The organism is Pseudomonas sp. P4795 (assembly GCF_048822895.1).
In the GTDB taxonomy this organism is placed as follows: domain Bacteria; phylum Pseudomonadota; class Gammaproteobacteria; order Pseudomonadales; family Pseudomonadaceae; genus Aquipseudomonas.
Genome location: NZ_JBMFBT010000003.1, coordinates 540,238 through 552,768, shown reverse-complemented (window position 1 = coordinate 552,768; position 12,531 = coordinate 540,238). Strand labels below are relative to the sequence as shown.

General features: G+C 59.1%; 16 protein-coding genes. 8 read left to right on the top strand and 8 right to left on the bottom strand.

Going from position 1 to position 12,531, the window contains the following annotated elements; genetic code table 11:
- Positions 1 to 85 precede the first annotated feature (85 nt).
- The 5 genes from rimO (at position 86) to tsaA (ending at position 4,073) form a co-directional block, all read left to right on the top strand.
- Positions 86 to 1,423, top strand: coding sequence for a 30S ribosomal protein S12 methylthiotransferase RimO (gene rimO / locus ACOI8A_RS11180; protein WP_420648253.1), 1,338 nt, complete (start codon positions 86 to 88; stop codon positions 1,421 to 1,423).
- A gap of 109 nt (positions 1,424 to 1,532) precedes the next feature.
- Positions 1,533 to 2,006, top strand: coding sequence for a GNAT family N-acetyltransferase (locus ACOI8A_RS11175; RefSeq protein WP_420648383.1), 474 nt, complete (start codon positions 1,533 to 1,535; stop codon positions 2,004 to 2,006).
- A gap of 106 nt (positions 2,007 to 2,112) precedes the next feature.
- Entirely contained in the window at positions 2,113 to 2,823 is a 711-nt protein-coding gene (locus tag ACOI8A_RS11170; RefSeq protein ID WP_420651351.1) for an rRNA pseudouridine synthase, read from the top strand.
- A 76-nt stretch (positions 2,824 to 2,899) separates the two neighbouring features.
- Positions 2,900 to 3,370 (top strand): DUF1456 family protein, encoded by a 471-nt coding sequence (locus ACOI8A_RS11165; protein ID WP_420648255.1) that lies wholly within the window; start codon positions 2,900 to 2,902, stop codon positions 3,368 to 3,370.
- A 4-nt stretch (positions 3,371 to 3,374) separates the two neighbouring features.
- Positions 3,375 to 4,073, top strand: coding sequence for a tRNA (N6-threonylcarbamoyladenosine(37)-N6)-methyltransferase TrmO (gene tsaA, locus ACOI8A_RS11160; protein WP_420648256.1), 699 nt, complete (start codon positions 3,375 to 3,377; stop codon positions 4,071 to 4,073).
- A gap of 60 nt (positions 4,074 to 4,133) precedes the next feature.
- On the opposite strand, the gene fpr is transcribed toward tsaA, so the two are convergent.
- Entirely contained in the window at positions 4,134 to 4,913 is a 780-nt protein-coding gene (gene fpr / locus ACOI8A_RS11155; RefSeq protein WP_003443014.1) for a ferredoxin-NADP reductase, read from the bottom strand.
- A 139-nt stretch (positions 4,914 to 5,052) separates the two neighbouring features.
- Between fpr and ACOI8A_RS11150 the strand changes: the two genes are divergently transcribed.
- On the top strand, positions 5,053 to 5,979 hold the full coding sequence (locus tag ACOI8A_RS11150; RefSeq protein WP_420648257.1) for a LysR family transcriptional regulator: 927 nt from the start codon (positions 5,053 to 5,055) through the stop codon (positions 5,977 to 5,979).
- Here ACOI8A_RS11150 and ACOI8A_RS11145 read toward each other — a convergent pair.
- From ACOI8A_RS11145 to ACOI8A_RS11135, 3 genes are all read right to left on the bottom strand, one after another.
- Positions 5,976 to 6,338 carry a diacylglycerol kinase gene (locus ACOI8A_RS11145; protein ID WP_420648258.1) on the bottom strand — a complete coding sequence of 121 codons (363 nt, stop codon included), beginning with the start codon at positions 6,336 to 6,338 and terminating at the stop codon, positions 5,976 to 5,978. The two genes, ACOI8A_RS11150 and ACOI8A_RS11145, sit on opposite strands and share 4 nt — an antisense overlap.
- Before the next feature lie 75 nt (positions 6,339 to 6,413).
- Complete coding sequence (gene erdR, locus ACOI8A_RS11140; RefSeq protein ID WP_420648259.1) at positions 6,414 to 7,064, bottom strand: response regulator transcription factor ErdR; 651 nt, start codon at positions 7,062 to 7,064, stop codon at positions 6,414 to 6,416.
- Between the two features lie 225 nt (positions 7,065 to 7,289).
- Positions 7,290 to 8,030, bottom strand: a complete 741-nt coding sequence (locus tag ACOI8A_RS11135; RefSeq protein ID WP_420648260.1) for a tRNA-uridine aminocarboxypropyltransferase — start codon at positions 8,028 to 8,030, stop codon at positions 7,290 to 7,292.
- A 187-nt stretch (positions 8,031 to 8,217) separates the two neighbouring features.
- Between ACOI8A_RS11135 and ACOI8A_RS11130 the strand changes: the two genes are divergently transcribed.
- The gene (locus ACOI8A_RS11130) at positions 8,218 to 8,643 is read left to right on the top strand and encodes a PA3611 family quorum-sensing-regulated virulence factor (protein ID WP_420648261.1); all 426 of its coding nucleotides are present in this window, start codon (positions 8,218 to 8,220) and stop codon (positions 8,641 to 8,643) included.
- Here the strand turns inward: ACOI8A_RS11130 and ACOI8A_RS11125 are convergent, their stop codons facing one another.
- Entirely contained in the window at positions 8,644 to 8,838 is a 195-nt protein-coding gene (locus ACOI8A_RS11125; protein ID WP_420648262.1) for a hypothetical protein, read from the bottom strand.
- 352 nt (positions 8,839 to 9,190) lie between these two features.
- Here ACOI8A_RS11125 and ACOI8A_RS11120 point away from each other — a divergent pair, with 352 nt between their 5' ends.
- Positions 9,191 to 10,309: a TIGR00730 family Rossman fold protein gene (locus tag ACOI8A_RS11120; RefSeq protein ID WP_420648263.1), complete on the top strand. Its 1,119-nt coding sequence runs from the start codon at positions 9,191 to 9,193 to the stop codon at positions 10,307 to 10,309.
- Positions 10,310 to 10,363: 54 nt separating this feature from the next.
- Here ACOI8A_RS11120 and recX read toward each other — a convergent pair whose 3' ends face one another.
- The 3 genes from recX to ACOI8A_RS11105 all read right to left on the bottom strand — a co-directional run bounded on the left by recX (position 10,364) and on the right by ACOI8A_RS11105 (position 12,488).
- Positions 10,364 to 10,837: a recombination regulator RecX gene (gene recX / locus ACOI8A_RS11115; RefSeq protein WP_420648264.1), complete on the bottom strand. Its 474-nt coding sequence runs from the start codon at positions 10,835 to 10,837 to the stop codon at positions 10,364 to 10,366.
- An 8-nt stretch (positions 10,838 to 10,845) separates the two neighbouring features.
- A complete protein-coding gene (gene recA / locus ACOI8A_RS11110; protein WP_420648265.1) occupies positions 10,846 to 11,904 on the bottom strand; it encodes a recombinase RecA in 1,059 nt (352 codons plus the stop codon).
- Between the two features lie 83 nt (positions 11,905 to 11,987).
- The gene (locus tag ACOI8A_RS11105) at positions 11,988 to 12,488 is read right to left on the bottom strand and encodes a CinA family protein (protein ID WP_420648266.1); all 501 of its coding nucleotides are present in this window, start codon (positions 12,486 to 12,488) and stop codon (positions 11,988 to 11,990) included.
- Positions 12,489 to 12,531 lie beyond the last annotated feature (43 nt).

Here is a 12,531-nt window from a genome sequence, read left to right as displayed (position 1 = left end):
CACTTTTTGATCAGAGGCGCAGCTCAAGCGCCCATCCGTCGATTCCCGAGTCAGGTGATCGATGTCACAAATACCGAGGTTAGACATGTCCACCACTCCTGCGCCAGCCAATCCCAAGGTTGGCTTCGTATCCCTGGGTTGCCCGAAAGCTCTGGTCGACTCCGAACGAATCCTGACCCAGCTGCGCATGGAAGGCTATGACGTGGTGTCCACTTATCAGGACGCTGACGTGGTGGTGGTCAACACCTGCGGCTTTATCGACTCGGCCAAGGCTGAATCGCTGGAAGTGATCGGTGAAGCGATCAAGGAAAACGGCAAGGTCATCGTCACCGGCTGCATGGGCGTGGAAGAAGGCAACATCCGCAACGTGCACCCGAGCGTGCTGGCCGTGACCGGCCCGCAGCAGTACGAGCAAGTGGTCAACGCCGTGCACCAAGTCGTGCCGCCGCGCAAAGATCACAATCCGCTGATCGACCTGGTGCCACCGCAAGGCATCAAGCTGACCCCGCGTCACTACGCGTACCTGAAGATTTCCGAAGGCTGCAACCACAGCTGCAGCTTCTGCATCATCCCGTCGATGCGCGGCAAACTGGTCAGCCGTCCGGTTGGCGACGTGCTCGACGAAGCTCAGCGTCTGGTCAAATCCGGTGTCAAAGAGCTGCTGGTAATCTCCCAGGACACCAGCGCCTACGGCGTCGACGTCAAATACCGCACCGGTTTCTGGAACGGCATGCCGGTAAAAACCCGCATGACCGAACTCTGCGAAGCGCTGAGCACATTGGGCGTCTGGGTGCGTCTGCACTACGTTTACCCGTACCCGCACGTTGACGAGCTGATCCCGTTGATGGCTGCCGGCAAGATCCTGCCGTACCTGGACATCCCGTTCCAGCACGCCAGCCCGAAAGTCCTCAAGTCGATGAAACGCCCGGCGTTCGAAGACAAGACCCTGGCGCGGATCAAGAACTGGCGCGTGATCTGCCCGGATCTGATCATCCGTTCGACCTTCATCGTCGGCTTCCCCGGCGAAACCGAGGAAGATTTCCAGTACCTGCTGGAATGGCTGACCGAAGCCCAGCTCGACCGCGTGGGTTGCTTCCAGTACTCGCCGGTGGAAGGCGCACCGGCCAATGACCTGGATCTGGAAATCGTGCCGGACGACGTCAAGCAGGATCGCTGGGATCGCTTCATGGCGCACCAGCAGGAAATCAGCTCGGCGCGTCTGCAACTGCGCATCGGCCGCGAAATCGAAGTGCTGGTGGATGAAGTCGACGAGCAAGGCGCGGTTGGCCGTTGCGTCTTTGATGCCCCGGAAATCGATGGCAACGTGTTCATCGATAACGGCAGCAACCTCAAGCCGGGCGATAAAGTCTGGTGCAAGGTGACTGACGCCGACGAATACGACCTGTGGGCTGAGCAGATCTAAACGCAAAAATCCAGAAAGCCCTGCTCTCTTGACGAGATGCGGGGCTTTTTTACGGCTATCGTTTGTGAGGGGAAGGACTCCCTCACACATGACAAAGAGGCTAACGGGCATGCGCCACCATTCGGTCATCCACACACCGAAGCTCAGCGATTACCAGGAACTGACCCGGGTCTGGGAGGCCTCGGTTCGTGCCACCCATGATTTTCTGCCGGACAGCTATATCGAGTTGCTGCGTAATCTGGTGCTGACGCGCTATCTCGACGCGGTCATGCTGATCTGCACCAAGGACGGCCACCAGCGCATCACCGGGTTCGCCGGCGTGGCGGCCGGCAAGATCGAAATGCTGTTCATCGATCCGGCCAGTCGCGGCCAAGGGTTGGGCAAGAAGCTGCTCAATTACGCGATGCAGCATCTGAACGCCGATGAACTGGACGTCAACGAACAGAATCCGCAGGCGCTGGGGTTCTACTTCAAGCAAGGTTTCGAGGTGATCGGCCGTTCCGAGGTCGATGGCATGGGTCAGCCGTATCCGTTGTTGCATATGCGCCTGCGCCAGAATCAACAACGCTCAGGCAACGGCTGAACATAGTTGGATCCCACAAGAAATACGAACACCCTACAAATGGAACCGGGCTTAACCGGCGCCAGGCAGGTACAATGCCCACCCATTTTTTGTTACGGCCGCTGAAATGACTGACCCGATTCGCCTCTCCAAACGCCTCATCGAACTGGTCGGTTGCTCCCGCCGGGAGGCCGAGCTGTTCATCGAGGGCGGCTGGGTCACCGTGGACGGCGAAGTCATCGACGAGCCGCAATTCAAGGTCGAAGGCCAGAAAGTCGAACTCGACAAAGACGCCAAGGCCACCGCGCCTGAGCCGGTGACCATCCTGCTCAATGCTCCGGCCGGTATCGATGTCGAGAGCGCCATGCAGTTGATCAGCGCCGAAACCCTCAGCGAAGAGCACCGCTACGGCAAACGCCCGTTGCGCGGGCACTTCCTGCGTCTGACCGCCAGTGCCGACCTGCAGGCGAATGCCAGCGGTCTGTTGGTGTTCACTCAGGACTGGAAGATCCTGCGCAAGCTCACTGCCGACTCCGCCAAGATCGAGCAGGAATACGTAGTCGAGGTTGAAGGCGACATGGTTGCCCACGGCCTCAACCGCTTGACCCACGGCCTGAGCTACAAGGGCAAGGAGCTGCCGGCGGTCAAGGCCAGCTGGCAGAACGAAAACCGTCTGCGCTTCGCCATGAAAAACCCGCAGCCAGGAATCATCGCCCAGCTCTGCCAGGCGGTAGGCCTGAAGGTGATCAGCGTGCGCCGCATCCGCATTGGCGGCGTGTCCATCGGCAAGGTGCCGGTCGGCCAATGGCGCTACCTGTCCGGCAAAGAGAAGTTCTGACAACTCTTATTTGCCGCCACACATTTTTGGCATTGCCCCCGCGCGATGCCCACAGCGAACGATCAGGATTGCCCACATGATTCATAACGACGTATTGCGCAGCGTGCGCTACATGCTCGACATCAGCGACAAGAAAGTCATCGAAATCACCAAGTCCGGCGGCATGGAAATCGCGCTGGAAGACCTGGTGAAATACCTCGACAAGAAAGAACAAGACGAAGAAGGCTTCGTGCGCTGCCCGGACGAAGTCCTCGCGCACTTCCTCGACGGTCTGGTGATCTTCAAGCGTGGCAAGGACGAAAGCCGTCCGCCGCAGCCAATCGAACTGCCGGTGACCAACAACATCATTCTGAAAAAACTGCGCGTGGCCTTCGAGCTGAAAGAAGACGACATGCACGCCATCCTCAAGGCTGCCGAGTTCCCGGTGTCCAAGCCTGAGCTGAGCGCACTGTTCCGCAAGGTCGGCCACACCAACTACCGCGCTTGCGGCGACCAGTTGCTGCGCAACTTCCTCAAGGGCCTGACCCTGCGCGTTCGCCCGCAGTAAGCCTATGACCTACAGCGTGTCCCCCATCGGCTTCGTCCGCTCCTGCTTCAAGGAGAAGTTCGCTATCCCGCGCCAGCCACAACTGGCGCCCGCCGCCCGTGGCGTGCTGGAACTGGTGGCGCCTTTCGATCAGGGCGATGCGGTGCAGGGTCTGGAACAGGTCAGTCATGTGTGGCTGCTGTTCCTGTTCCACCAGGCGCTGGAAGACAAGCCACGACTGAAGGTGCGCCCTCCTCGTCTTGGCGGTAACAAGTCCATGGGCGTGTTCGCCACTCGCGCGACGCATCGGCCGAACGGCATCGGTCAATCGGTGGTGAAGCTGGACAAGGTTGAAGCCAATCGACTGTTCATTTCCGGCATCGACCTGCTGGATGGCACGCCGGTTCTCGACATCAAACCCTACGTGCCTTACGCCGACATCATCGAAAGCGCCTCCAACAGCATCGCCAGCGCGGCGCCCCAGTTGATCGACGTGCAGTGGACGGATGAAGCGCTGCAGCAGGCGAACAGGCATGCGCTGCGTCTTGCCGAGCCATTGGTCGAGCTGATCGAACAGTGCCTGGCGCAGGATCCGCGCCCGGCGTATCAGACGCCGGCGCCGGAACGTGAATATGGCGCGCAGTTCTGGGATCTGGATGTGCGCTGGCACTATCCGACGCCCGAGCAGATCCGCGTCCTCGAAGTCATCCCCGCCGAAGCGTAAACCCCGGAAACGAAAAAGCCCCGATTGCCTTGGCAGGCAATCGGGGCTTTCTGTTGGTGCTTACTTCTCGACGAACGCGCGCTCAATCAGGTAGTCACCCGGCTCACGCATCCGTGGCGAAACCTTCAGACCGAAGCTGTTCAACACTTCGCTGGTTTCGTCGAGCATGCTCGGGCTGCCGCACAGCATGGCGCGGTCGTCCTGCGGGTTGATCGGCGGCAGGCCGATGTCGCTGAACAGCTTGCCGCTGCGCATCAGATCGGTCAGGCGACCTTCGTTCTCGAACGGCTCGCGGGTCACGGTCGGGTAGTAGATCAGCTTGTCGCGCAGTGCTTCGCCGAAGAACTCGTTCTGCGGCAGGTGCTCGGTGATGAATTCGCGGTAGGCGACTTCATTCACGTAACGAACGCCGTGGCACAGGATGACTTTTTCGAAACGCTCGTAGGTTTCCGGGTCCTGAATCACGCTCATGAACGGCGCCAGACCAGTGCCGGTGCTCAGCAGGTAAAGGTGTTTGCCTGGCTTCAGGTCGTCCAGCACCAGCGTGCCCGTAGGCTTCTTGCTGATGATGATCTCGTCGCCTTCCTTCAGATGCTGCAACTGCGAGGTCAACGGACCATCCGGCACCTTGATGCTGAAGAACTCCAGATGCTCTTCCCAGTTCGGGCTGGCAATCGAGTAAGCGCGCATCAGCGGGCGGCCGTTTGGCTGCTGCAGGCCGATCATCACGAACTGCCCGTTCTCGAAGCGCAGGCCCGGATCGCGGGTGCACTTGAAGCTGAACAGGGTATCGTTCCAGTGATGAACACTGAGGACACGCTCGTGGTTCATGTTGCTCATGTACGTGGGACTCCTGGGAATTAGTCAGCGCGGACTCTTCTGAGCGAATGCCGATAGTGCGCAATTGCATCGCATTCTAATAGCGACGACAATATCTGTTAACTAAATTATTAAGATAAGGGTTATCGGTTATATCGATATGCGATTTACTCTTCGTCAACTGCAAGTCTTTGTCGCCGTCGCCCAGCAGGAAAGCGTGTCCCGTGCTGCGGGCCTGCTGAACCTCTCGCAGTCGGCGGCAAGCACCTCGATTACCGAACTGGAGCGCCAGTCCAGCTGCCAGCTGTTCGACCGTGCCGGCAAACGGCTGAGCCTCAACGCCCTCGGCAAGCAGCTGTTACCGCAAGCGGTGGCCATGCTTGATCAGGCCAAGGAAATCGAAGACCTGCTCAATGGCAAGTCCGGTTTCGGCTCACTGTCGGTCGGCGCGACCCTGACCATCGGCAATTACCTGGCGACCCTGCTGATCGGCAGCTTCATGCAGCGCCATCCCGAGAGCCAGATAAAGCTGCACGTGCAGAACACTGCCAACATTGTGCAACAAGTAGCCCACTATGAAATTGATCTGGGTCTGATCGAAGGCGACTGCAGCCATCCGGACATCGAAGTGCAGAGCTGGGTCGAGGATGAGCTGGTGGTGTTCTGTGCCCCGCAGCATCCACTGGCCAAACGCGGCAGTGCGAGCATGGAAGAGCTGACTCACGAAGCATGGATTCTGCGCGAACAAGGCTCCGGCACGCGCCTGACCTTCGACCAGGCCATGCGGCATCATCGCAGCGCGCTGAATATCCGCCTTGAGCTGGAACACACCGAAGCGATCAAACGCGCGGTGGAGTCAGGACTGGGGATTGGCTGCATCTCGCGCCTGGCCCTGCGCGACGCGTTCCGGCGTGGCAGCCTGGTGCCGGTGGAAACGCCGGATCTGGATCTGGCGCGGCAGTTCTATTTCATCTGGCACAAGCGCAAGTACCAGACTTCGGCCATGCGCGAATTCCTCGAGCTGTGCCGCGCCTTCACCGCCGGGGTGCAGCGCAGCGACGAAATCGTTCTGCCGAGCATCGCTTAAAGCAGAATCACCGCCCACACCAGCGCGATCATGGTCAACGCCACAAACTGTGCGGCGCTGCCCATGTCCTTGGCGTTCTTCGACAGCGGATGCAATTCCAGTGAGATGCGGTCGATGGCCGCCTCGACTGCCGAGTTCAGCAACTCGACGATCAGCGCCAGCAGGCACACCGCAATCAGCAGCGCCTGCTCGACCCGGCTGACATTCAAGAAGAACGACAACGGAATCAGCACGGCATTCAGTAGCACCAACTGGCGGAACGCCGCTTCGCCGGTAAAGGCTGCGCGCAGGCCGTCCAGCGAATAGCCGGATGCGTTGAGGATGCGTTTCAGGCCCGTCTGGCCTTTGAAAGGTGACATAAAGTAGATAACCGACCGAAGAGAAGTGGGGAAGCTAGAGCAACAAAAGTCAAAAAAGCGTGAAGACGCCAACCTTTACTGACTCGGAATTGACTCAAGTTGTTGCAGCAGTAAAGCCGCTTGCGTGCGCGTGCGCACATTCAGCTTGCGAAAAATCGCCGTGACGTGGGCCTTGATGGTCGCTTCGGACACGCTCAGCTCATACGCAATCTGCTTGTTCAGCAGGCCTTCACAGACCATGGTCAGGACGCGGAACTGCTGCGGTGTCAGGCTTGCAAGACCATCGCTGGCAGCTTTGGCCTCGGCGGACACGCTGACCGCTTCGAACGCCTGCGGTGGCCAGAACACATCACCATCAAGTACCGCTTTGACCGCTTGCTGGATCACATCCAGCGGGCTGGACTTGGGAATGAAGCCACTGGCGCCGAATTCGCGCGACTTGACCATCACCGAAGCTTCTTCCTGCGCCGAGACCATCACCACCGGAATCTGCGGGTATTGCCCGCGCAGCAGCACCAGTCCAGAGAATCCGTAAGCGCCGGGCATGTTCAGGTCCAGCAGCACCAGATCCCAATCGGCCTTCTCGGTCAGGCGCGCTTCCAGTTCGGCGATGCTCGCCACCTCCACCAGTCGCACATCCGGGCCAAGGCCCAGCGTCACCGCTTGATGCAGTGCGCTACGAAAAAGTGGGTGATCATCGGCAATCAGGATGTCGTATGTGGCCATTTTTCAAATGATCCTGTTTTTGATGGCGGATCCGATGCATTCGGATCGCCAAGGCGAATCAAGATGCCAGCACTTTTGCAGTGGCATCCACAGGGGCACGTTCAACGCCAATCACAGACAAAACGGCGTTTCAAAGCCTGGCCGCACCCCAATCGGCGCCAAGCATGACCAGCGAAGCCTGGGTGGTCAAGCAGCGCGGCCAGTGCTTTAGCAGTATGGCCAGTATCAGGCCGGTACGGGTTGCGCGTTTCCTACAAACGGCAGCAGTTCTGCGTGAGCCGGGGTCGACAGATTGACGTCGAGTTGCTGTTTGGCGCCCAGGTAATGCTGGCTGAACACGTCGAAATAGGCGTCCAGCGCCGACGCGGCATCGCTGTCACCCGCCAGCTCCAGACACAGCGCCGCCACTTCGGCGGTGCACAGATGCTCGCTGCGCGTTGAGCGGCGCAGGCGGTAGCGCGACAGTTTGTCGGGCAGCAGGCTGAGGATCGGCAAGCGGTCGAAATACGGGCTCTTGCGGAAAATCTTGCGCGCTTCGGTCCAGGTCGCGTCCAGCAGAATGAACAGCGGACGCTTGCTGCTATCCACATCGACCGTGTTGGTCACCCGCGATGGCTCGACGTATTCACCGGGGAACACCAGATACGGTTGCCATTGCGGATCGCTCAGCAGCGCGAGCAACTGTTGATCAGGTTCGGTGCGCGACCAGATGAATGCATGGTTCTCGCGTACGATGTCGGCGATCAGCCACCCGGTATTGCTCGGCTTGAACACTTCCTTGCCGGTCATGATCAGACACACGCCGGAGCGCGTATCGACGGTTGGTCGCCAGGCACACAGGCAATGGCTGATGATCACCCGGCAATCGCGACAGCGTTCCGAGCGAAAGCCACGGGCCTGAATCGGCTTGATGCCTTCGTCCTCGCGTTGATCCCGCAAGCGGGCTACAGCGTTGGGATGATTCATTGCGGACGGCGCCAGCAGACAGGGGAACTCGACACGAACAGCACTCAGGGGCAATAAAGGCCGGCAGTTTACCAGAGCGACGGCCACAAGCCTGTACCCTCCCGACCGGCTCCCCTATAATTCGCCGCCACTGAACGCACAGTCACGTGACGGGTCGAACCACCAGTCACTGAACCAGGAGAGTTTCATGCTGCGCCTTATCGTTCCCACCGCTGCCATTCTGCTAGCGTCGTCCTTCGCCGCTCAAGCCGCGTCCCTGAGTGAGCAGAATCTCAACCGAGAGCTGCGCAACGTCGCCGCACAAAGCAGTGTCGGCACGCCGCGGGCGATCAGCGAGGACATCCTTGATCAGGGCTACACCGTTGAAGGCACCACGCTGATCAACCACCTGAGCGTGCAAAGCAGCCACGCGGAAAAAATGCGTGCCGACCCCAAAGCCGTGTATTTCCAGTTGGGCGCCTCTGTTTGCAACAACCCGTCGTACCGCAAACTGATGGCCAAGGGCGCGATCATGCGTTACGACTTCACCGAAGTGAAAACCAACCGTGCAGTTGGCTCTGCCAGCTATCAGGAATCGGATTGCCCGAAAGCCGGCCCGGCGAAGAAGAAGTAATCAGCGAGAATTGGCGCGCCGCTGTTCATCCTCGGCGCGCAGTTCGGCCAGCAAGGCCTGCAAATAGCGCGAGCGGCGCTCTCCGCCTGAAAGACGTCGGCAACACTCCTCTTCGAGACTCAAATGATTGGTCTCGGCTGCTGCTTTCAATAATCGATACAGCTGCGTATCGATGTCCAGAATCACTCTGGTCATAAGCCCTGCCTCCATGCCACCCGCAAATCCTTAATAGCCTGCACCTTGCGTACGATCGCTGACGCAAAGCTGTGGTATCACGTCTGTACTTTAGTAAATCAGAGGGTTGCTCACCCGGAGCAGCTTCGGACGAGTGGCGAAAGCACTTTGCAAAACCACAATAAGCAGTTGCCAGCAAAGACATTGCGGCGTAATCATCAAGTCAGCGAAAAATCACCCGAGGGTCTAGATTCAACGTATTCCCGCTCACCGTTTCGCGGCAGGAAAGGAGCTGCCGAGTAGAGGATTTTTTGCAGCACGGCACTGACGCTGCCCGTCAGCGCCCAAGGCACTGTGCAGAAGGAGAAGTTGAATGCCTTACCAACCGAATGACCTCCTCAGCCGTCATTTTCAGGAAAGCGGCCACGACCTCATCAGCAAGGTCGAAGAACAACTCAACCTGGTTTCCCCCAACAGCCCGAACATTCCGATCTATCGCGACATGATTCTGACCGTGCTGCGCATGGCACAGGAGGATCACAACCGCTGGAACGCCAAGATCACCCTGCAAGCCCTGCGTGAACTCGAGCAGGCATTTCGCACGCTCGAACAGTTCAAGGGTCGGCGCAAGGTCACGGTATTCGGCTCGGCGCGCACCCCCGTCGAACATCCGCTGTACGCGATGGCTCGAGAACTGGGCGCCGAACTGGCCCGATCCGAGATGATGGTGATCACCGGTGCTGGCGGCGGCATCATGGCCGCCGCCCATGAAGGTGCGGGCCGCGATCACAGTCTGGGGTTCAACATCACCCTGCCCTTCGAACAACATGCCAACCCGACTGTGGACGGCACCAACAACTTGCTGCCATTCCACTTCTTCTTCACGCGCAAACTGTTCTTCGTCAAGGAAGCCGATGCACTGGTGCTATGCCCAGGCGGTTTCGGCACGCTGGATGAGGCACTGGAAGTGCTGACCCTGATCCAGACCGGCAAGAGTCCGCTGGTGCCTGTGGTGTTGCTGGACACGCCGGGCGGTAAATTCTGGCAAGGCGCGCTGGATTTCATTCGCCAGCAGCTGGAAGAAAACCGCTACATCCTGCCGAATGATTTGAAGTTGGTGCGTCTGGTCTACAGCGTCGAAGAGGCGGTGCAGCAGATCAACGAGTTCTACAGCAACTTCCACTCCAGCCGCTGGCTCAAGCGCCAGTTCGTGATTCGTATGCACCACAAGCTCAGTGACCAAGCGCTGGAGCATATGCAGGAAGCGTTCGCTGATCTATGCCTGAGCGACCACTTTCATCAACACGCCTACAACGGCGAGGAACACGACAACGCCGAGTTCAGCCACCTTGCGCGGCTGGCGTTTGCGTTCAATGCGCGAGATCACGGGCGTTTGCGAGAGCTGGTGGATTTCATCAATCAGCCAGAAAACTGGGCATCTTCCAAGCCACCCACTTCGCAACGAGCTCGAGAACCATTGAAGGTGACTTAGAGGCAAAAAAAAACGGCCCGCTATCGAAATAGCGGGCCGTTTTTTTTGAATCGTTTAATCGTCCATGCTTCTGCCGCTGAACAAGCGGTTGATCAACTCCATCGAGAACCCGCGGTACGCCAGAAACCGGCCTTGCTTGGCTCGCTCTCTGGCATCAATGGGTAAATGCCCAGAGAACTTGCGTCGCCAAGTGTCCTCAAGCTGCGCCTGCCAACTGATCCCACTCTCGCGCAGGGCGAGTTCGATATCAGGGCGTTGCAAACCACGCTGACTGAGTTCTTCGCGTATGCGCAACGGACCATAACCAGAGCGGGCGCGGTAGGAAACGTAGCTTTCGAGGTATCGGGCTTCGGAGAGCAGCCCCTCTTCCGTCAAACGGTCGAGGGCTGTTTCGATCATTTCGGGTGAAGCGCCACGCTGACTGAGCTTACGTGTCAGCTCGACTCGACCATGCTCGCGACGTGCGAGCAGGTCCATGGCGCATCGCCGCACAGCGACGAGGGTATCGAGTACAACGACGGATTTCATCGGTGCAATCAGATGTCAGCGTCAGCCAGGTCGTCTTCAGTCTCTTTCACCGCAGCAGCAGCCTTGGAGTCGATGACGGTCGGCGTCAGCAGCTTGTCACGCAGTTGCTTCTCGAGCTTCTTGGCGATTTCCGGGTTGTCCGCCAGGAACTTGGCCGAGTTGGCCTTGCCCTGACCGATCTTGGTGCCTTCGTAGGCATACCAGGCCCCGGACTTCTCGACGAAACCGTGCAGCACGCCCAGGTCGATCATCTCGCCGTTGAGGTAGATGCCTTTGCCGTAAAGAATCTGGAACTCGGCCTGACGGAACGGCGAAGCAACCTTGTTCTTCACAACCTTGACGCGGGTTTCGCTACCAACCACTTCGTCGCCTTCTTTCACCGCGCCGGTACGGCGGATGTCGAGACGAACCGATGCGTAGAACTTCAGCGCGTTACCACCAGTGGTGGTTTCCGGGCTACCGAACATCACGCCGATCTTCATGCGGATCTGGTTAATGAAGATCACCAGGCAGTTGGCGTTCTTGATGTTACCGGTGATTTTACGCAGCGCCTGGGACATCAGACGGGCTTGCAGGCCCACGTGCATGTCGCCCATTTCGCCTTCGATTTCAGCCTTCGGCACCAGTGCTGCCACGGAGTCGACGATGATCACGTCAACCGCGTTGGAGCGCACCAGCATGTCGGTGATTTCCAGAGCCTGCTCGCCGGTGTCCGGCTGGGAAACCAGCAGGTCGTCGACGTTGACGCCCAGTTTGCCGGCGTACTCAGGGTCGAGGGCGTGTTCAGCGTCGACGAATGCGCAGGTCGCGCCGGCTTTTTGAGCCTGGGCGATCACGGACAGCGTCAATGTGGTTTTACCAGAGGATTCAGGACCGTAGATCTCAACGATACGGCCTTTTGGCAAGCCGCCAATGCCGAGCGCGATGTCCAGACCCAGAGAGCCAGTGGAGATAGCCGGGATCGCCTGACGGTCCTGATCGCCCATACGCATTACGGCACCCTTGCCGAATTGACGTTCGATCTGACCCAGGGCCGCAGCCAAGGCTTTCTTCTTGTTGTCGTCCATTAAAGTCCTCACGTAATCAATAAGGCCTGACGGCCAACACCTGTATAAGTAGCCAGTATTATTCCACAGCGTTCGCGGATCGCCTACCCCTGATTTTCGATTTCTCGTGCCGCTAGTCGCAGCAGCCCGTCTAGCGCGGCCTTCACCGTTTGTCGGCGGACTTCGTCGCGGTTGCCGGGAAAGTGCTGCACCTCACTGGAAACCACGTCGCCCACACCCCAGGCCAGCCAGACCGTACCCACCGGTTTGCTCGGCGAGCCACCGTCCGGCCCGGCCACCCCGCTGACCGCAACGGCAAACCGCGCCAGGCTTTTCTCCTGAGCGCCGCGCACCATGGCCTCGACCACCTCGCGGCTGACCGCACCCACGGTGGGAAACAGCTCCGTCGGCACATTCAATTGCTGGGTTTTCTGTCGGTTGGAGTAGGTCACATAACCGGCCTCGAACCACGCCGAACTGCCGGGAATGCGCGTGATCGCCTCGGCAATCCCGCCACCGGTGCAGGACTCGGCGGTGGTGACGTGAGCATTGAGCAATTGCAGACGTCGGCCGAGTTCGGCAGCCAGTTGGGTGATCTCTTTCACGGTGCTCTCCGGATCGAATGGAATGCGTACCACCGTACACGAG

Bases quoted from the DNA above. Each gene is read 5' to 3' on its own strand.
- rimO (WP_420648253.1), top strand. From the start codon at position 86: ATGTCCACCACTCCTGCGCCAGCCAATCCCAAGGTTGGCTTCGTATCC.
- ACOI8A_RS11175 (WP_420648383.1), top strand. From the start codon at position 1,533: ATGCGCCACCATTCGGTCATCCACACACCGAAGCTCAGCGATTACCAG.
- ACOI8A_RS11170 (WP_420651351.1), top strand. From the start codon at position 2,113: ATGACTGACCCGATTCGCCTCTCCAAACGCCTCATCGAACTGGTCGGT.
- ACOI8A_RS11165 (WP_420648255.1), top strand. From the start codon at position 2,900: ATGATTCATAACGACGTATTGCGCAGCGTGCGCTACATGCTCGACATC.
- tsaA (WP_420648256.1), top strand. From the start codon at position 3,375: ATGACCTACAGCGTGTCCCCCATCGGCTTCGTCCGCTCCTGCTTCAAG.
- fpr (WP_003443014.1), bottom strand. From the start codon at position 4,913: ATGAGCAACATGAACCACGAGCGTGTCCTCAGTGTTCATCACTGGAAC.
- ACOI8A_RS11150 (WP_420648257.1), top strand. From the start codon at position 5,053: ATGCGATTTACTCTTCGTCAACTGCAAGTCTTTGTCGCCGTCGCCCAG.
- ACOI8A_RS11145 (WP_420648258.1), bottom strand. From the start codon at position 6,338: ATGTCACCTTTCAAAGGCCAGACGGGCCTGAAACGCATCCTCAACGCA.
- erdR (WP_420648259.1), bottom strand. From the start codon at position 7,064: ATGGCCACATACGACATCCTGATTGCCGATGATCACCCACTTTTTCGT.
- ACOI8A_RS11135 (WP_420648260.1), bottom strand. From the start codon at position 8,030: ATGAATCATCCCAACGCTGTAGCCCGCTTGCGGGATCAACGCGAGGAC.
- ACOI8A_RS11130 (WP_420648261.1), top strand. From the start codon at position 8,218: ATGCTGCGCCTTATCGTTCCCACCGCTGCCATTCTGCTAGCGTCGTCC.
- ACOI8A_RS11125 (WP_420648262.1), bottom strand. From the start codon at position 8,838: ATGACCAGAGTGATTCTGGACATCGATACGCAGCTGTATCGATTATTG.
- ACOI8A_RS11120 (WP_420648263.1), top strand. From the start codon at position 9,191: ATGCCTTACCAACCGAATGACCTCCTCAGCCGTCATTTTCAGGAAAGC.
- recX (WP_420648264.1), bottom strand. From the start codon at position 10,837: ATGAAATCCGTCGTTGTACTCGATACCCTCGTCGCTGTGCGGCGATGC.
- recA (WP_420648265.1), bottom strand. From the start codon at position 11,904: ATGGACGACAACAAGAAGAAAGCCTTGGCTGCGGCCCTGGGTCAGATC.